The sequence below is a fragment of the Saccharopolyspora sp. NPDC047091 genome (assembly GCF_040643635.1).
Taxonomy (GTDB): domain Bacteria; phylum Actinomycetota; class Actinomycetes; order Mycobacteriales; family Pseudonocardiaceae; genus Saccharopolyspora_C.
This window is the reverse complement of record NZ_JBEYUS010000026.1, coordinates 1-17,703: the sequence shown is the minus strand read 5'-3', so window position 1 is coordinate 17,703 and position 17,703 is coordinate 1. Positions and strand designations below refer to the sequence as shown.

Here is a 17,703-nt window from a genome sequence, read left to right as displayed (position 1 = left end):
AGGTTGTGCGCCCGCGCAGTGTTCTCCCCCACACCCGATCAACCCGGGTGATCGGCCCCGCGTCCCACGGACGACGAGGCGGCACAGGCAACGAGGGAGCACTCATGCGCGTCGGACCGGTGGCCGGAGCGGTGATCGCGGGGCTCTGCCTCGCCGGGTGCGGGGGCGCCCCCGAGGCCGCGCCCGGCCAGGACCCCCCGGCCGTGGTCACGCTGCCCAAGCCCATCTCGCCGCCGGCCGCGGGCGCGCCCACCAGCGCGACCCCGCCCGATCCCGCGGTGAGCACCACCGCGACCACCGGCCGCACCACGAAGAACACCAGCACGCCGGACGACGAACCGACCTCCGCCGCCGACGAGACGAGCACCGAACCCGACCGCGGGGACGTCGCCTGCGGCACCATCACCAACAAGGCGGGCACCAGCTACCAGCTGTTCGCCGGGCGCAATGACGCCGGTGCGGTGCTCAGCTGCGGGGAGGCCGATCGGGTGATGACCAAGTACCTCTCGCTGCCCCGCGACGAGTACCAGGGCAGCGGCAGGTTCGCGAACTTCGAGGACTACGGCTGCGCCAGCACCCCGACGGACCGGACGAAGTCGCAGTGCGCCACGTCCGACGGCAAGTCGTCCTACATCACCGACTGACACCATGTTGCGACGATCCGGGCATCCTGCCGCGCGCAGCGGCGAGCACCCCCGGCTCTGTGATCAAATGACCTGGTGCGGCGGTCGTCGCCGCGAAGCGCGGAAAGGTGTGGAGTGCTGATGGCACGCATGGGGCGACTGCTCGCGGTCCTGACGCTCGGCGGGGTTCTGCTGTTCTCGCCCGCGGCCGGTGGCGCCGCCCCAGCGGAGGCCGCCGCGGCTCCCGTCGCAACCGCCGCGGTCCTCGCGCAGGCGCCGCCCGGGCCCGATCTGACCGGTGACCGCCAGAACGCGGCCGAGGACAAGCAGCGGCTCATGACCGGTATCGCCGGGATGGTGCTCATCGCCGCGGTGCTGCTCTCGCGGAAGGCGCGCAAGCGACCGGTCTTCAGCTTCAAGTGGAAGCGATAGGGATTTCCCTCGCCGAACCGACCGGGAAAAAGGGCAACGCGGTCGGTTTTCGGCATTCTTTTCGAAGATTTCGCGCTATGGCCTAGACCTGGCGGGCTAACCTGTGGGATTTTCACAACTGCACGGGTTGTGCGCGCCGCTCCGGGCGTGCCGCGCGCTCCCGGCAGGACGGTTCGACACTTGGGGTTCGCGCCCCTCGCAGACGTGGGCCGGCACCGGGAAGCCCCCCGACCGGTGCCGGCCCACACCCTACTTCCGGGTGATCGCCCGCAGTACCGTCCGACCGGGTGGAATATCCACTGCGGAATCCCCGTCGCGGATGTTCCCGCTGGGCACGGCCCGCGGAATTGCGGAACGGGTTTTCGTCGCCGGAGCGGCCCGGCGCTCACTTGGAATTCGCGGAAGAAGTTGACGGTGAAACTTCTACTCCTCGGCTGAACACGCGATGCCGCTGAGCGCAATCCGCCGACCGGCTGGCGGTTCGGGACGTCGACTCCGGGTTCCCGGCCCGTCCGGTCGTGCAGGATGGTCGGCACATGAACCAGGACCCCGCCGCCGACACCGCGCTCCGCTCCGAAACCCGCGCCACCTGCCGGGAGATCGTCCGACGCCACGAGCGCGCACTCGTCGAGCTCGCCCGCGGGCTGCACGCCGAGCCCGAGACCGCCTTCGCCGAGCACCGCAGCGCCGCGAAGGTGCGCGAGCTGCTCGCGGCGCACGGGTTCGAGGTGACCGCGCCCGTCGCGGGGCTCGACACCGCCTTCACCGCCGACCGCGGCACCGGTGACCTGGTCATCGGCATCTGCGCGGAGTACGACGCGCTGCCCGAGATCGGCCACGCCTGCGGGCACAACATCATCGCCGCGGCCGCGGTGGGCGCCGCCCTCGCCCTCGCGGAGGTCGCCGACGCACTCGGCATCACGGTCCGCGTCATCGGCACCCCGGCCGAGGAGCTCGGCGGCGGCAAGGTGCTCATGCTGGAACGCGGCGCGTTCGACGGGCTCGCGATGGCGATGATGGTGCACCCCGGTCCGGACGAGGTCTGCGCGCCGCGCTCGCTGGCCATCAACGACCTCGAGGTGCGCTACACCGGCCGCGCCGCGCACGCGGCGGCCGCGCCCGAGCTCGGCGTCAACGCCGCCGACGCGCTCACCGTCGCGCAGGTCGCCATCGGGCTGCTGCGCCAGCACCTCGAATCCGGGCAGATGGTGCACGGTATCGTCACCTCGGGCGGTGCCGCGCCGAACGTCGTTCCCGCCCGTACCGCGGCGATGTACAACCTGCGCGCCGCCGAATCGGCCTCCTTGGAGCGCCTGGAGAACCGCATCCGGGCCTGCTTCGAGGCGGGAGCGACCGCGACCGGCTGCACCAGCGAGGTCGTGCAGATCTCACCGGTGTACGCCGAACTGTCCTGCGACGACGAGCTCTCCGAGGCCTACCGCGCGGCGATCACCGAGCTCGGCAGGGAACCGGTGCCGCGCGCCGAGCAGGCCGACCGGGTCATCGGCAGCACCGACATGGGCAACGTGTCGCAGCTGCTGCCCGCGATCCACCCGATGATCGCGCTGGACTGCGGCGACGCGGTGACCCACCAGGCCGAGTTCGCCGCCGCCTGCGCTTCGCCCTCGGCGGACCGAGCGGTGCTCGACGGTGCGGTGGCGATGGCCTGGACGGCGGTCGCGGCGGCCACCGACCCCGGCCTGAGATCGCGGCTCGCGAACTCGGCCGAAGACCGCCCGGGGCGGACCGGGAAGCACAACTCGGCCGGGCAGGGGGACGCCCCCGGCCCGGTGCGACGGCAACACACGTCGGGAGGCGTGGCGTGACGGTACTGGATTCACGCGGCCCCGAGCCGCGCAAGACACCGAACGACGGCGGATCGGGCATCGCAGCGGACGCCCGGCAGGCCGAACTGGGCGCCGGCCCGTCCGGCGAGCCGATCGGCGACGGCGGCGACACCATGTCCGGCGTGGAGGACCTCGGCGCCGGACGCGGCCCGGCCTGGCTCGACTCCTGGCTCGACGCCAACGCGGGGCAGGTGGTCGCCTGGCGGCGGCACATCCACGCGAACCCGGAGCTCTCCCGCGCCGAGCACGAGACCACCGCGTTCCTGTTCGACCGGCTCACCGGAGCCGGGCTGAGCCCGCGGGTGCTGCCCGGCGGGACCGGACTGCTCTGCGACATCGGCCCGGAGACCGGCCAGCCGCGGCGCACCGTCGCGCTGCGCGCGGACATCGACGCGCTGCCGCTGACCGAGGCGACCGGGCTGCCGTTCTCCTCGGGCACCGACGGGGTCGCGCACGCCTGCGGGCACGACGCGCACACCACGGTCCTGCTGGGCGCGGCGCTGGCGCTGGCGACCGCCCGGTCCGAACTGCCCGGACGCGTTCGGTTGATCTTCCAGCACGCGGAGGAGGTCATGCCGGGCGGTGCGCTGGACGTGCTGGCCGCGGGCGGGCTCGACGGGGTGGAGCAGATCTTCGGGCTGCACTGCGATCCGCGGCTGCCGGTCGGCCGGATCGGCGTGAAGTCCGGGGCGATCACCTCCGCCAGCGACCTGCTGGAGCTGCGGCTGAACTCGCCGGGCGGGCACACCTCGCGGCCGCACCTGACCGCGGACCTGGTGCACGCGCTCGGCACGGTGATCACCGGGCTGCCGACGCTGCTGTCCCGCCGCGTCGACCCGCGCACCGGCACCGTGCTGACCTGGGGCGCGGTGCACGCGGGGGAGGCGCCGAACGCGATCCCGCAGACCGGCGTGCTCACCGGCACGCTGCGCACCGGCGACCGCGGCACCTGGGCGGAGCTGGAACCGCTGACCAGGGAACTCGTCGCCGGGCTGCTGGCGCCGCTGGGCGTGGGCTTCGACCTGCAGCACCGCCGCGGCGTGCCGCCGGTGGTCAACGACGCCGCGAGCACCGAGCTGATGTCCGCGGCGATCCAGGAGGCGCTCGGCGAGCACGCGGTGACCGGGACCCCGCAGTCCTCCGGTGGGGAGGACTTCGGTTGGTACCTGGAGCACGTGCCGGGGGCGTTCGTGCGGCTCGGGGTGCGCTCCGGGCAGGCGCGGGCGCGGGACCTGCACCAGCCGACGTTCGACCTGGACGAGCGGGCGCTGCTGGTCGGCATCCGGGTGATGGTGGGGACGGCGCTGGCGGCGCTGACACGTTGACCTGCGGGAACGGCTCCGCCATCGGGTCTTCACCCGATCGAGGTGTATCTGTGCGGGGGTGCGCGGCCTCTTCAGGGCATGACCGCGAACCTGCGCACCGCCACCCGTGGCGGATCCGCCGCCCCCGCCGCCACTGATCGCGCCACCGAGCGCCCCGACCCGGTCGGCCCGCGCGCCGCTCCGGCCCAGCGCCACCGGGGTCGCTTCGCACCGAGCTGCGGACGACGACCAGGCGCCTCGCGGCACGGCGCGCTCACCCGTCCCGTCGCTGAGGAACTCCTCGGCGCGGACGGGCTGAGCGCCGAACTGGACGCGGGCCGCTGGGTCGAACCGTGGGGCGGCGTCGTGCTGCCCGCCCGCCGCGCCCGGGACCCGCTCGCGCGGGCCGAAGCCGCACTGCTGCGCGCCGGTCCGCACGCCGTGCTCACCGGGCCGACCGCCGCCGCGATGCACGGCTGCACCGAGGCGTTCGACGAGGCGGCCGTGCACCTCGCCGTGCCCTACCACCGCCAGCCCCGCTCGGTCCGCGGCCTGTCGATCAAGCAGATGTGCTTGCGCGAGTCCGAGGTGCTGGAACTCGACGGGCTGCGGGTGCACGCGCTCGAGATCGCGCTGGTCGAGATGCTCTGCACCGGGGAACGGCGCACCGCGCTGGCCTGCCTCGAACAGGCGCTGGCCGCACTGGGCCCGGCCGCAGCGCGGTTCCACGCCGTGGTGGCCGAACAGGTCGACCGCAGGCGGGACCGCCGCGGCACCCGGCGCGCCTGCGAACTGCTCGACCTCGCGCGGCTCGGCCCGTCCGGCGCGATCCCGGTCATCGCCCGCATCGAAGCCGCCGCCCCGCCCGCGACCGCGCTCGCCGGGCGGCCCGGAGGTGCGTCGTGAACGAGCTCCGCACCATCACACGAACGGCTGTGATGACCGCATCGGAATGCGTTATGTTCAGCGAGGAACCCGGTATTCCGGCCCGATCCGGCAGGTGCTCCCGCCGCGCCGATGCGCGGATTCGCCGGGGCCGCGGGACGAGGAGGACGCGAAGTGGCACGCAACGACGAGCGGTTCCCGGACCCGGCGCGGAGCTCGGCCCCCGTCCTGCCCGGCGGGACCGCGACCACCGGCACGGCGGAATCCCGCGCGGCGCTCGGCGAACCCGTCGAGCTGGTGCTGCTGGACGTGGGCGGGCCGGTCTACGACGACTCCTGGTACCGGGAAGCGCTGCTGCGGGCGACCTGCGAACTGGTCGCGGAGAACGGCGGGATGCTGCTCGAAGCGGAGTTCCAGCGCGTCTACGACGCGCGCAGGCAGTCCCAGGAGGGCTCGCTGCGGACCGCGATGGCCGAGCACTTCCTCCGCGACGGCGACCGGGAACGGCTGTCCGACCGCGCCGAGAGCTACTGGTTCTACCCGCCCGCCGCGCTGCACCCCGATGTGCTGCCCGCGCTGCGGCTGCTCTCCGAGCGCTGCTCGATCGCCGTGGTGGCCAACCAGCGGGCGCTGGTCGTGGACGCGCTGCGCCGCGACGGGGTGGCCCCGTTCATCGATCACTGGGCGATCTCGGAGCTGGTGGGGGCGGCCAAACCGGACCCGGAGATCTTCTGGCACGCGCTGAACCGGGCCGAGGTGCTGCCGCGGAACGCGGTGCACGTGGGCAACCGGCTCGACTCCGACGTGCGCGGCGCGCAACGGCTGGGGATGCGCACCATCTGGGTGGTGCGCGGCGAAGCACCGCCCGACCCGACCCCGGAACAGCTGGCCGAACCGGACATCGCGGTGTTCTCGCTGGCCGACGTGCCCGCCGCGGTGGAACGCCTGCAGCGGCCCCGGTAACCGGGTCAGGCCTCGGCGACCTCCACCGCGATCCCGCGCTCGCGCAGCTCCGCCAGCACGGGACGCGGGGTGGCGGCGTCCACCACGACCAGGTCGAACTCGGTCAGCGGAGCCAGCTCGTGCACCGCTCGCCGCTCGAACTTGGAGTGGTCGGCGAGCAGGACGCGGGTGGCGGCGGTGCGCATCAGCGCCCGCTTCACCTGCACGGACTCCTGCGACCGGTGCAGGCAGTGCCCGTCCACCACGGCCGTCGCCGACAGCAGCAGCACGTCCGAGCGCAAGGTGCCCGCCATGTCCGCGGTGTGCAGGCCGAAGAACGCGTCGTAGTCCGGGTGGTAGTCGCCGCCGAGCCCGATCACGTGCACGTCGTCCTCCTCCCGCAACCGGTTGATCACCGGGAGGAAGTGGGTGACGACGGTCAGCGGGGCCAGCCCGCCGAGCAGCTCGGCGACCGCGAGTCCGCTCGTGCTGTCGTCGAGCGCGACGACCTGGCCGGGGGAGAGGTGGCGCAGCGCGTGCCGGGCGATCGAGGACTTGGCCGCCGCCGCGTCGGACCGGCGGGCGCCGACCGACCTGGGCAGCAGCGAGCCCGGGGTGGAGGTGGCGCCACCGCGCACCTTGCGCAGCCAGCCCTGGCGTTCGAGCACGTCCAAGTCCCGGTGGATGGTCATGCCGCTGACGCCGTACGCCTCGACGAGCCGTTCGATGCGCACGGTGCCGTCGGCGAGCACCTCCTGCCGGATTCGCTCGCGCCGTTCGTGCTGGGACACCGCTCCGCTGACCTGGCCCACACCCACCTCACCACCGACGTGTGCCGTCGGTGTGATTATCACACGCGGGACGTGGAACTCAGGTCGCTCGGCGGTGCCGAGCGGATCACGGCCCGACGTTGCCGCAGGGGCGGGTGCGCAGCTTCGCCACGTAGTCCTCGGGTGCGCCCGCCGCCTCCGCGGCATCGGCCATCACGCCGAGGTAGCGGGCCGACGGCAGACCACCTTCGTAGGCGTCCAGCACGTACAGCCAGGCGAGCACCGGGCCGTCCAGGGTCTGCACCCGAAGCCGCAGCTTCTTGTGCATCGCCAGCTCGGCGCCCTCCCAGCGGTCGAGCTGCCGTTCGTCCTCGGGGCTGACGTCATACAGCACGGTGAAGACCTGCTCGCCGGGGTGCTCGACGATCGTCGCCAGCGCACCTTCCCAGCCGTAGTCCTCACCACCGAAGGTCAGCCGCCAGTCCATCAGCCAGCCCGTTCCCGCCAGCGGGGAGTGCGGGGCTCGCTCGGTCATCTGGGCCGGATCCATGTTGGACCCGTACGCGGCGTACAGCGGCACGCCCCACAGGGTAGCGATCGATGGGCCCGATGTCGGAGTGGACCGCGTCACCGCGGCGGGCGAGTCGCGGGCCGAACGCCGCGAACCGGCGGGTACCGCCCGAATCACCGCGAGCGGACGAGACATAGGGTGGTGGTGCCCACGAGGCTCGGAGTACGGAGGGACCGCGAAGTGACCCGCATCGTGATCATGGGAGGTGGGCCTGCCGGTTACGAGGCGGCCCTGGTCGCAGCGCAGAACGGCGCCGACGTGACGCTGGTGGAGCCGGACGGGCTCGGCGGCGCGTGCGTGCTCTACGACTGCGTCCCGTCCAAGACCTTCATCGCCTCGGCCGGCGCGCGGTCCGCGGCTCGCGACGTCCGCGAACTGGGCATCCGCAGCGACCCGGACGGCGTCGAGGTGGACACCGCCGTGGTGCACGGCCGGGTGAAGGGCCTCGCGCTGGCGCAGTCCGCCGACATCCGCGCCCGGGTGCGCCGCGAAGGCGTCAAGATCATCGCCGGGCGGGCGCGGTTCACCAACCCCGCGCACGGCATGGCCCAGCACCGCATCGGGGTGGACCGGGCCGACGGCGGTACCGAGGAGCTCGTCGGCGACGTGGTGCTCATCGCCACCGGAGCCACCCCGCGGGTGTTGCCGGGTGCGGTGCCGGACGGGGAGCGGATCCTCAGCTGGCGCCAGCTCTACGACCTCCCCGAACTGCCCGAACACCTGGCCGTGATCGGCTCCGGAGTCACCGGGGTGGAGTTCGCCTCCGCCTACACCGAGATGGGCGTCAAGGTCACGCTGGTCTCCAGCCGGGACCGGGTGCTGCCGCACGAGGACGCGGACGCCGCGGGCGTGCTGGAGGAGGTCTTCGCCGAGCGCGGGACCGAGGTCGTCAAGCACGCCAGGGCCGAACGGGTCGAGCGCACCGAGAAGGGCGTCGTCGTGCACCTCGCCGACGGCAGGCGAGTCGAGGCCAGCCACGCCCTGATGACCGTCGGCTCGGTGCCCAACACCGAGGACATCGGGCTGGACCGGGTCGGCCTGGAGACCGGCCGCGGCGGCTACGTCAAGGTGGACCGGGTGTCCCGCACCCAGGTCCCCGGCGTCTACGCCGCGGGCGACTGCACCGGGCTGCTGCTGCTCGCGTCCGTCGCAGCCATGCAGGGCCGGATCGCCATGTGGCACGCGCTCGGCGAAGGCGTCAGCCCGATCAAGCTCAAGACCGTCGCGGGCAACGTGTTCACCCACCCCGAGATCGCCACCGTCGGCATCAGCGCGCAGGCCATCGACAGCGGCGAAGTGCCCGCGCGGACCGTGACGCTGCCGCTCGCGACCAACCCGCGGGCGAAGATGGAAGGCCTGCGCCGCGGGTTCATCAAGATGTTCTGCCGCCCGCAGACCGGTGTGGTCATCGGTGGCGTGGTCGTCGCGCCGAACGCGAGCGAACTGGTGCTGCCGATCGCGTTGGCGGTGCAGAACCAGGTGACGGTGGAGAACCTGGCGAACACCTTCTCCGTGTACCCGTCGCTGTCCGGATCGCTCACCGAGGCGGGGCGCCAGCTCATGCGCCACGACGATCTGGACTGAGCGGTCGCCCCGGCCCGCTCCCGCGGCCTCGACGGCGGCGGGGCGGGCGCGGACCCTGGGAACGGGAGGCATCGTCATGCGGACACCGGTGCTGGTCTACGACGGGGACTGTGGCTTCTGCACCCGGAGCGTGCGGATCGCCGAGAAGCTGCCGCTGCGCGCGCGGATCGTGCCGTGGCAGGAAGCGGACCTGGCCGCGCTGCGCACCACCGAGCAGCGCGCCCGGCACGAGGTGCTCTGGGTGGGCGAAACCGGCCGGGTCGCCGGCGGCGCGGACGCGGTGGCCGCGCTGCTGCGGCACTGCGGGCTCCCGTGGTCGGTGCCGGGAGTGCTGCTGTCGCTGCCGGTGCTGCGCGCGATCGCCCGCTTCGGCTACCGCCGCATCGCCGCCAACCGGCACCGCCTGCCCGGCTCGACCCCCGCCTGCGCCCTCCCCGCAGACCAACGGCCTGGGACTTGATCGGGGCGGGGGCCGTCTCGTCCTGCGTGGGGGTCGGGTGGCGGAACCGCACTGCCTGTCTCGTTGCTGCTGTCGCGTAGTGCTCGGGTGGCGGAACCGCAGCGGCTTACTCGCTGCGGGATCGATGTCTGCTGTGTGTCCGGCACGTGGCGACATCGCTGTCCTCGCGAGGAAGCCGCTGAGAACCCGCGGCGGTGCGAGTTGCTCGGGTGGTGGCTGCTCAGCGGCTTCGCCGCTGACAGGAAACCGACGAGACCCGCCGGGCAGGTTCGGCGACGGGCAGCCAGCGGTTCCCCCGCTGCGGGATCGATTGCGCAGGTGGCTCCGCATGCGACATCGCTGTCCTCGTGAGGGAACCGCTGAGAACCCGCGGCGGGGCCGGTTGCTCGGGTGGTGGCTGCTCAGCGGCTTCGCCGCTGACGGGAAGACGACACCACTCGCCGCGGGGCCGCGGCTGATCAGGCCTGCCCGAGCCTGGATTCGACGATGTCGGCGGCCGTGCGGGCGCCGCCCGCTTCGTCGATCTCGTGGCGCATCGCCGCGGACCGGGCCAGCACGTCCGGATCGGTGGACACCCGGTGCAGCGCCGCCCGCAGGGCGTCCGGTGTGGCCTCCTCCTTCGGCAGGTGCACGCCGAGGCCGAGCTCGGCGATCCGCGCCGCGTTCGCGAACTGGTCCGCGGCCTGCGGGATCGCGATCATCGGCACCCCCGAGTGCAGTGCCTCCATCGTGCCGCCCATGCCCGCGTGCGTGATGAACGCGTCGGCCTGGGACAGGACGTCGAGCTGCGGCACCCACCGGTGCACCTCGACGTTCGACGGCACCTCGCCGAGCACCGCCGGATCGACGACCTTCCCGATGCTCAGCACCACCTGCCAGTCGAGCCCGCCGAACGCCGCGAGGCAGTCCCGGTACAGCTGCGGCTGGTCGGTGAAGGCCGAGCCCATCGAGATGAGCAGCACCGGACGCTCGCCGGAACGCCGCCACGTCCCCTGGAAGTCCCGGCCGGTCAGCATCGGCCCGACGAACGTGTGGTTCGCCGCCACCGATTCGGCGTGGTACTGGAACGAGCGCGGAATGGTGACCACGCTGCACTCCCGGTCCATGGTCGCGAACGTCAGCGGCGCACCGTGCTCGGCGAAGAACGCGTCGGCCTTCGCGTGCACCGCCTCCAGCTCGGGGGATTCGTCGAAGCCGAAGAGGTCCTCGATCCCCTCGAACCGCACGTGCGTCGGCGACAGGCAGATCGCCGGGACGCCCCACTCGTGGGCGAGCACCGGCGCCTGCAAGGCCCCGATGTCGTAGACGACCAGGTCCGGGCGCTCCGCGTCGTAGGCGGCGGCCAGCTGGGGGTGCACCGAGATCATCTCGTCGACGAACAGCAGCACGGCGGCCGCCTGGTCCTCCGGCCATTCCTGCTGGGTCGCCGCCGACGGCAGCGTCGAGGTGTAGCGGACCGGTTCGGCACCGGCCTCCGCGACCTGCGGCGCGAAGTCGTCCGTGACCGCGTAGGTGACGCGGTGTCCCCGCGCGGTCAGCTCGGCGACGAGGCCGAGACCGGGGTTGATGTGGCCGTGCGCGGGGACGGCCATGAAGGCGATGTGGGCGGATTCGGACACGGAGGTGCTCCTGTTCGAGTTGACCCGGCATGCGAGCAGTCGAGCCCGGGCTTCGAGTTGACCCGGGAGTCGAGTCGAGCTGGGAGTCGAGTCGAGCCGGGGAGGCGAGCTCAGCCCCTGGGTGCGAGCTCAGCCGAGGGGCTGAGCCGAGCAGGCCTGGAGCCGAGCCGGGATTCGCGGCCGGACGGGCGCCCGCTGCTGCGAGCGCGTGGGCGCGGGAGCGCGCGGCCGCGCATCACCGGGAACGGTGGTGCGGCGCGCGGCGGCGCGGATCAGAGGTAGTGCTGGTGCCCGAACATGGCGCCACGGTAGCCCGCTACCTGCGGTGCGGTCCTCCCATTTTTTCGCCCGCCCGCCCGCCCGGCCGACCGCCGCGGCCCGGCAGTCCGCCGCCCCGGTTGACAGCGGCCACTGCTGACTGAGGCTCCGGTGGCTGCGGCTCCGGCTGACCACGGCCGCTGCCGACCGCGGCTCTGGACCCGTCCCGGTGGGACCACGCCACCCGCCGACCGGCGAGGTCGTGCAGCGGAACGAGTCCCCGGTAACGCCTCCGACCACGGATCGCCACCGACAGCGCAACGCCTCCGACCACGGATCGCCACCGACCACGGATCGCCACCGACAGCACAACGCCGCCGACAGCGGAACGGCCCGCCCGACCGGCGCGAACCGGTCGAGCGGGCCGCGCGCCCCCTCGCGCTCAGGCGGTGCGTTCCGCGATCGCGTTCTCCACCATCGTGCGGGTCTGCCACAGCTCGTTCCCGTTGACCTCGTCGCGCAGCGCCACGAGGTCCGCCATCGTCGCCTCCGCGGGACGCCCCAGCGCGTCGAGGCTCTTGAGCAGCCCCAGCCGGGCGAGCGCCATGCCGCGCGGCTCGCGCAGCGCGCGGAACTTGTCGTGCGCGTCCCGGTAGGTGCGGGCGGCCTCCTGGTGGCGCCCGGCGCGGAACTGGACGTTGCCGCGCATCTTGCGGTTGTAGGCGAGCGCGCTGGACAGGTCCATCCGCCGGCAGGTCCGCTCGGCGGCGGAGAGCAGTTCGAGCGCCTGGTCGGCCTCGCCGCGCAGCGAGAGCACGTCGGCCTGCCCGCGCAGCGCCCACGCGTGGCCGCGGTCGTCGCCGGAGTCCTCGGCGACCTGGGCGGCTTCGGCGAACCGGGCCGCCGCCGAGCCGAGATCACCGGTGTTGCGCTCGATCTGGGCGAGGCCTTCCAGCGCCCACACGATGTGCCGGGACTCCTCGCGCTTGCGGGCCTCGGTGAGCACGTGCTCGTGCAGGCCGCGCGCCTGTTCGAAGTCCCCTTGGATGCGCAGCGTCTCGGCGACCCCGGCGAACGCGTACCCGTAGGCGGTGATGTCCCCGGCCTGCCACGACAGGTCCCGGCCCCAAGCGAGCAGCCGCAGCGCCAGGTTGAGCTCGCCGCGCTGGCGGGCCAGGGTGCCGCCGCTCCACAGCGCCCAGCCGCGGACGCCGTCGTCGCTCGCGGTGCGGGCCGCGCGGTAGGCGGCCTTCCACGACCCGTCGGCCTCTTCCAGGTGGCCGAGCCTGCGGCAGGCTTCGGCGACGGCGAGCTCGGCCTGCGCGAGCTCCAGGGCGGTGCCCTGGGCGGCCGCCCACCGGGACCGGTCGCGCGCCTGCTCCAGGACGTCCTCGTACGCCGTGTTCACGGACATGTCCCGCAGCGCGCCCTGGTACTCGGGGGCGAAAGCCTTGTTGCCGTTCATCGAACCTGCCTCACTCGCCGCGCATCGCTGCCCGGCCGTCGTTCCTCGCTGATGCGGGTGGCCGCCGCCCGATGCCCCGTGGCGGTGGCCACCCGCGTTCCCCCGAACCCCCGTACCCCTGACCCGAGATGAATCTAGGTGAGCGAGCGGCTGCTCCGGATCGGCCGATGCGTCGCGGGCCGCTCGATCGATAGGCCGTGGAATCTCCGGCTCCTCGTACTTTCGGCCGGACCCGGCCGACCGGTCGATCGGTCCGCGGGCGCGCCAGATAGGTCTCCGCGGCGCCGGTCAACGTGATGATCCGAATGCCCGAGACGCGTGCTCAGGGCTGTGACCTGCGCGTACGGTCGCGGATCGAGAAGGCGGGGAAGCCCGTCCGCGAGCTGCTGGGGGATGTCATGACGGTGCTGGTGACCGGGGCGACGGGGTCGGTCGGCCGGGAGGTGGTGCGCGGGTTGCTGGCGGCAGGCGCGCCGGTGCGGGCGGTGACCCGTGATCCGCGCCGGGCGGAGCTGCCCGCGCGGGCGGAGGTGGTGCCCGGTGATCTGCAGCGCCCCGCGGAGCTGCGCGCGGCGTTGGACGGCGTGTCGGCGGTGTACCTGTTCCCGGTGCCGGACGGCGCGCGGGAGTTCGCCGAGCTGGCGGTGCGGGCGGGCGTGCGGCGGATCGTGGTGCTGTCCTCGGCGTCGGTCGTGGCGGGCGGGCCGGCGAACCTGAGCGCGCAGCAGCACGCCCCGGTGGAGCGGGCGGTGCAGGAGTCGGGCGTCGCCGAGTGGACCCACCTGCGTCCCGGGGCGTTCGCGGCGAACGTGCTGGACTGGGCCGCGGATGCCTGCACCGAGGGGGTGGTCCGGCTCCCGTTCGCGGCGGCGGCGCAGGCGCTGGTCCACGAGGCGGACGTGGCGGCGGTCGCGGTCGAGGCGCTGCTGGGCGAGGGCCACGCCGGGCGGGCCTACGAGATCACCGGCCCGGCCGCGATCTCCCAGCGGGAGCAGGTGGCGGCGATCGCCGAGGCGATCGGCGAACCGGTCCGCTTCGAGGAGCTCACCGCCGAGCAGGCCCGGCAGGTCCTGCTCGGCCGGGGTTGTCCGCCGGAGGTCGCGGAGATGTTGCTGGACTACCTGGCGGCCGCGGTCGAGTCGCCGGACGTGCCCACTTCCGCCGTGCGGCGGCTGACGGGCCGCCCGGCGCGCGGGTTCGCCGAGTGGGCGCGCGACCACGCGGCGGACTTCCGGTGACGGCGCGAATGGTCCGCTCCGGCGACGTGCGGTTGTGGAGCGAGTCGATCGGCGACCCGGCCGCACCGCCGCTGCTGCTGGTGGCGGGGGACGTGACCTCGTCCCGCGGGTGGCCGGACGAGTGGGTGGCGCTGCTGGTGGCGGCCGGGCTGCGGGTGCTGCGCTACGACCACCGCGACACCGGTCGTTCCACGCACCGCGAGTTCGCCGCGCACCCGTACGGCTTCGACGACCTGGCGGCGGACGCGCTGGCGGTGCTGGACGGCTGGGGCGTGGCGTCGGCGCACGTGCTCGGCATGGGCCTCGGTGGCGGGCTGGTGCAGCTGATCGCGGTGGCGGCCCCGGATCGGCTGCGCAGCGCGACGCTGCTGTGCACGCACGCGCTGGGCGTGGACTTCGCCCGGAACTGGGCTCTGGCGCGGGCGGGCGAGCCGAGTCCGGACGAGTTCCCGACGCCGCGGCCGTGGTTCGTGCGCCGCGGCGAGCAGCCGTCGGCGGCGGCGGACCTGGAGTCGGCGCTGGCCGAGCGCGTCGAGTGGCACCGGCTGCTGTCGGGGGAGGAGCTGCCGTTCGACGCCGCCGAGTTCCGCCGCATCGAGCTGCGGGACGTCGAGCACACCGGCACCTGGCGCAGCCGGGAACCGCACCCGCACGCGCTCCTGCCGCAGGTCCTCGTCGAGCGCGGCGCGGGCCTGGCGCGGATCAGCACTCCGACGCTGGTGCTGCAGGCGCCGCTGGACCCGATCAACCCGCCGCCGCACGGCAGGCTGCTGGCCGCCGCGATCCCCGGGGCGCGGTGCGCGGAGATCGCGGGCATGGGCCACGCGTTGCCGGACGCGGTGCACCGGCCGCTGGTGCGGCACCTCCTCGACCAGGTGCGGCGGGTCGAGCAGCGGAGGCCGTCAGATCAGGAGGAACCGGGCGAGGGCGGGACGGGGACCTGAAATTCGGTACCGCCGGGGTGCGGAGTGCAGCAGACTCCGGCGCATGGAGCCGAGCGAGCAGTTGCACCACGACGGAGTGGACCTGCGCCGGTGGCGGCTGGAGGACGCGGGCACGGCGCTGCGGGTCGTGACCGAATCCCTCCGGCACCTGGGGCCGTGGATGCCGTGGGCGACACCGGGCTACGGGATGAAGGAGGCCACCGATTTCGTCGGCAAGGCCGACCGCGAGTGGGTGGACGGGAAGGCCTACACCTACGCGGTGCTGGACCCGGTCGGGCGGGTGATCGGTTCGGCGGGCCTGATGGACCGGATCGGCCCGGGCGGCCTGGAGATCGGCTACTGGCTGCACCCGGACTTCGAAGGCCGCGGCATCGCTCGCCGCGCGACGCTGGCGCTGGTCGACGAGGCGTTCCGGTTGGGCGCCGGGCACGTGGAGATCTGGCACGACGAGGCGAACGAGCGCAGCGGCGCCATCCCGAAGGCGTTGGGCTTCGTCGAGGTGGGTCGCTCGCCGGCCGCACCGGAGCAGGTCTGCCCGGCGGGAACCGGGGTACTCGTCGTCTGGCGCCTCGCCCGGTCATGACGCCACCCGGCTGATCCGCAACGGGATCCGATCACCGGGTCGGCGTGGGACCGGGCGGTCGGGGCGGTGGTGCCGCAGAATGCCGGAGCCGGTGGGCCGCCGCGGACGAGCGGGTGGCCGGGGGCGAGGCCGTCGTCGGGCGGCACCCGCACCGGCCGGGACGAGGGGGACGCATGCCGAAGGTGTCGGCGTCGTGGGCGTTGGCGGTCGCCGCGCTGATCGGGGTGGTGCTGGTGGTGCTCTCCGGCGGGGAACCCATCGAACCCCGCCACGCCGAGTTCACCGGCGTCCCGGCAGCGGAACGAACGGCCCCCTGATCCAACCGCTGACCGCCCGTCTCTGAACCCGCCCGGCGGGTCGTGTCGGTGTCCTGTCAGCGGCGAAGCCGCTGAGCCGACGACCACCTGATCAACCGGCACCGCAGCGGGTTCTCAGCGGCTTCCTCGCGAGGACGGCGTTTTCGCCTGTGGCGGAGCCACCGGTGAAAACGATCCCGCAGCGAGGAAGCCGCTGAGGTTCCGCCACCCGAGCACTACACGGCAGAAGTAGCGACAGGCAGCGGGATCAAGCCCAGTCGAAGGTCTTGGTGACCGCCTTCTGCCACTGGGCGTACTCGTGCACCCGGCGCTCCTCCGGCATGACGGGGTCCCACTGCTTGTCCTTGGCCCAGTTGGACCGGATGTCGTCCTCGCCGGCCCAGAACCCGACGGCGAGCCCGGCGGCGTAGGCGGCGCCGAGCGCGGTGGTCTCGCTGACGACCGGCCGGATCACCGGGACGCCGAGGATGTCGGCCTGGAACTGCATGAGCAGTTCGTTGCCGACCATGCCGCCGTCGACCTTGAGCGATTTCAGCGGGACGCCGGAGTCGGCGTTCATGGCCTCGATGACCTCGCGGGTCTGGAAGGCGGTGGCTTCGAGCACGGCGCGGGCGAGGTGGCCGCGGTTGACGAAGCGGGTGAGCCCGACGATGGCGCCGCGGGCGTCGGACCGCCAGTGCGGGGCGAACAGCCCGGAGAAGGCGGGCACGAAGTAGGCGCCGCCGTTGTCGTCGACGCTGCGCGCGATCTGCTCGATCTCGGGGGCGCTGCCGATGAGCCCGAGGTTGTCCCGCAACCACTGCACGAGCGAGCCGGTGACGGCGATGGAGCCTTCGAGGCAGTAGACCGTGTCCTTGGACCCGATCTTGTAGCCGACGGTGGTGAGCAGCCCGTTGTCGCTCAGCACGGGCTCGGTGCCGGTGTTGAGCAGCAGGAAGTTGCCGGTGCCGTAGGTGTTCTTGGCCTCACCGGGCGACAGGCAGGCCTGGCCGAAGGTGGCGGCCTGCTGGTCGCCGAGGATGCCCGCGATGGGGAGCCCGCCGAACACGCCGCGCTCGCGGAAGTGCCCGTACACCTCGGAGGAGGAGCGGATCTCCGGCAGCATCGAGGTGGGGACGCCGATCTGGCGGCAGATGTCCTCGTCCCACTCCAGCTTCTCCAGGTCCATCAGCAGGGTCCGGGAGGCGTTGGTGGGGTCGGTGACGTGCAGTCCGCCGTCGGGCCCGCCGGTGCTGTTCCACAGCACCCAGGTGTCCATGTTGCCGAACAGCAGCTCGCCCTTCTCGGCGCGGGCGCGGACCCCGTCGACGTTGTCCAGGATCCAGCGGATCTTGGTGCCGGAGAAGTAGGGGGAGAGGGTGAGGCCGGTCTTGGCGTGGAACCGGTTCTGCCCGCCTTCGTCGGCGAGTTCGCCGACGATGGTGTCGGTGCGGGTGTCCTGCCAGACGATGGCGTTGTAGACGGGTTTGCCGGTGGCCTTGTCCCACACGACGGTCGTCTCGCGCTGGTTGGTGATGCCGACGGCGGCGATCTCGGAGGTCACCAGGTCGGCTTTCGCGAGCGCGCCCGCGCACACCTGGCGGGTGTTGCTCCAGATCTCCTCCGGGTCGTGCTCCACCCAGCCGGCCTTGGGGAAGATCTGCCGGTGCTCGACCTGGTCGACGGCCACCACGCGCCCGCCGTGGTCGAAGATCATGCAACGGGTGGAGGTGGTGCCCTGGTCGATCGCGGCGACGTAGGAGGCCATGATGTCGTCCTTTTCGATGGGTTCCGAGATGTGCGTGGGCTCGGGGTGAGTGTCGCCCGTCCGGCCCGGCCGGGCAGCCCCCCGGTGCGGGAATCGCGCGGTGCGGGCCCGGTC

17 protein-coding genes are annotated in these 17,703 nt (G+C 73.3%); 12 read left to right on the top strand and 5 right to left on the bottom strand.

Features of this window, described 5'->3' with window-relative positions; all coding sequences use genetic code 11:
- The first annotated feature begins 104 nt into the window (after window positions 1-104).
- The 6 genes from ABZ805_RS13895 to ABZ805_RS13870 all read left to right on the top strand — a co-directional run bounded on the left by ABZ805_RS13895 (window position 105) and on the right by ABZ805_RS13870 (window position 6,054).
- Entirely contained in the window at window positions 105-644 is a 540-nt protein-coding gene (locus tag ABZ805_RS13895; RefSeq protein ID WP_358439143.1) for a hypothetical protein, read from the top strand.
- A gap of 120 nt (window positions 645-764) precedes the next feature.
- Window positions 765-1,055: a hypothetical protein gene (locus ABZ805_RS13890; protein ID WP_358439141.1), complete on the top strand. Its 291-nt coding sequence runs from the start codon at window positions 765-767 to the stop codon at window positions 1,053-1,055.
- A 536-nt stretch (window positions 1,056-1,591) separates the two neighbouring features.
- Window positions 1,592-2,881 (top strand): amidohydrolase, encoded by a 1,290-nt coding sequence (locus ABZ805_RS13885; RefSeq protein WP_358439138.1) that lies wholly within the window; start codon window positions 1,592-1,594, stop codon window positions 2,879-2,881.
- Window positions 2,882-2,994: 113 nt separating this feature from the next.
- On the top strand, window positions 2,995-4,227 hold the full coding sequence (locus ABZ805_RS13880; RefSeq protein ID WP_358439294.1) for an amidohydrolase: 1,233 nt from the start codon (window positions 2,995-2,997) through the stop codon (window positions 4,225-4,227).
- A 78-nt stretch (window positions 4,228-4,305) separates the two neighbouring features.
- Window positions 4,306-5,112 carry a hypothetical protein gene (locus ABZ805_RS13875; RefSeq protein ID WP_358439135.1) on the top strand — a complete coding sequence of 269 codons (807 nt, stop codon included), beginning with the start codon at window positions 4,306-4,308 and terminating at the stop codon, window positions 5,110-5,112.
- A gap of 153 nt (window positions 5,113-5,265) precedes the next feature.
- Window positions 5,266-6,054 carry an HAD family hydrolase gene (locus tag ABZ805_RS13870; protein WP_358439132.1) on the top strand — a complete coding sequence of 263 codons (789 nt, stop codon included), beginning with the start codon at window positions 5,266-5,268 and terminating at the stop codon, window positions 6,052-6,054.
- Window positions 6,055-6,059: 5 nt separating this feature from the next.
- On the opposite strand, the gene ABZ805_RS13865 is transcribed toward ABZ805_RS13870, so the two are convergent.
- The gene (locus ABZ805_RS13865) at window positions 6,060-6,824 is read right to left on the bottom strand and encodes a DeoR/GlpR family DNA-binding transcription regulator (RefSeq protein WP_358439129.1); all 765 of its coding nucleotides are present in this window, start codon (window positions 6,822-6,824) and stop codon (window positions 6,060-6,062) included.
- Window positions 6,825-6,930: 106 nt separating this feature from the next.
- Entirely contained in the window at window positions 6,931-7,383 is a 453-nt protein-coding gene (locus ABZ805_RS13860; RefSeq protein ID WP_358439127.1) for a gamma-glutamylcyclotransferase, read from the bottom strand.
- A gap of 171 nt (window positions 7,384-7,554) precedes the next feature.
- Here ABZ805_RS13860 and ABZ805_RS13855 point away from each other — a divergent pair, with 171 nt between their 5' ends.
- Together ABZ805_RS13855 and ABZ805_RS13850 are read left to right on the top strand one after the other, a co-directional pair.
- Complete coding sequence (locus ABZ805_RS13855; protein ID WP_358439124.1) at window positions 7,555-8,958, top strand: NAD(P)H-quinone dehydrogenase; 1,404 nt, start codon at window positions 7,555-7,557, stop codon at window positions 8,956-8,958.
- A gap of 76 nt (window positions 8,959-9,034) precedes the next feature.
- The gene (locus ABZ805_RS13850; protein WP_358439121.1) at window positions 9,035-9,418 is read left to right on the top strand and encodes a DUF393 domain-containing protein; all 384 of its coding nucleotides are present in this window, start codon (window positions 9,035-9,037) and stop codon (window positions 9,416-9,418) included.
- A gap of 458 nt (window positions 9,419-9,876) precedes the next feature.
- On the opposite strand, the gene ABZ805_RS13845 is transcribed toward ABZ805_RS13850, so the two are convergent.
- Together ABZ805_RS13845 and ABZ805_RS13840 are read right to left on the bottom strand one after the other, a co-directional pair.
- The gene (locus tag ABZ805_RS13845; protein ID WP_358439117.1) at window positions 9,877-11,037 is read right to left on the bottom strand and encodes a macrolide family glycosyltransferase; all 1,161 of its coding nucleotides are present in this window, start codon (window positions 11,035-11,037) and stop codon (window positions 9,877-9,879) included.
- 700 nt (window positions 11,038-11,737) lie between these two features.
- Window positions 11,738-12,760 (bottom strand): tetratricopeptide repeat protein, encoded by a 1,023-nt coding sequence (locus tag ABZ805_RS13840; protein WP_358439114.1) that lies wholly within the window; start codon window positions 12,758-12,760, stop codon window positions 11,738-11,740.
- A 398-nt stretch (window positions 12,761-13,158) separates the two neighbouring features.
- On the opposite strand from ABZ805_RS13840, the gene ABZ805_RS13835 reads away from it, so the two are divergent.
- The 4 genes from ABZ805_RS13835 (at window position 13,159) to ABZ805_RS13820 (ending at window position 15,842) form a co-directional block, all read left to right on the top strand.
- Window positions 13,159-13,998, top strand: a complete 840-nt coding sequence (locus tag ABZ805_RS13835) for an NAD(P)H-binding protein (protein WP_358439111.1) — start codon at window positions 13,159-13,161, stop codon at window positions 13,996-13,998.
- A complete protein-coding gene (locus ABZ805_RS13830; protein ID WP_358439108.1) occupies window positions 13,995-14,942 on the top strand; it encodes an alpha/beta fold hydrolase in 948 nt (315 codons plus the stop codon). Before ABZ805_RS13835 ends, ABZ805_RS13830 begins: the two co-directional genes overlap by 4 nt.
- Before the next feature lie 43 nt (window positions 14,943-14,985).
- Window positions 14,986-15,525, top strand: coding sequence for a GNAT family N-acetyltransferase (locus ABZ805_RS13825; protein WP_358439105.1), 540 nt, complete (start codon window positions 14,986-14,988; stop codon window positions 15,523-15,525).
- A 173-nt stretch (window positions 15,526-15,698) separates the two neighbouring features.
- Window positions 15,699-15,842 (top strand): hypothetical protein, encoded by a 144-nt coding sequence (locus tag ABZ805_RS13820; protein WP_358439102.1) that lies wholly within the window; start codon window positions 15,699-15,701, stop codon window positions 15,840-15,842.
- A gap of 247 nt (window positions 15,843-16,089) precedes the next feature.
- Here ABZ805_RS13820 and glpK read toward each other — a convergent pair whose 3' ends face one another.
- Window positions 16,090-17,589: a glycerol kinase GlpK gene (gene glpK, locus ABZ805_RS13815; protein WP_358439099.1), complete on the bottom strand. Its 1,500-nt coding sequence runs from the start codon at window positions 17,587-17,589 to the stop codon at window positions 16,090-16,092.
- Window positions 17,590-17,703 lie beyond the last annotated feature (114 nt).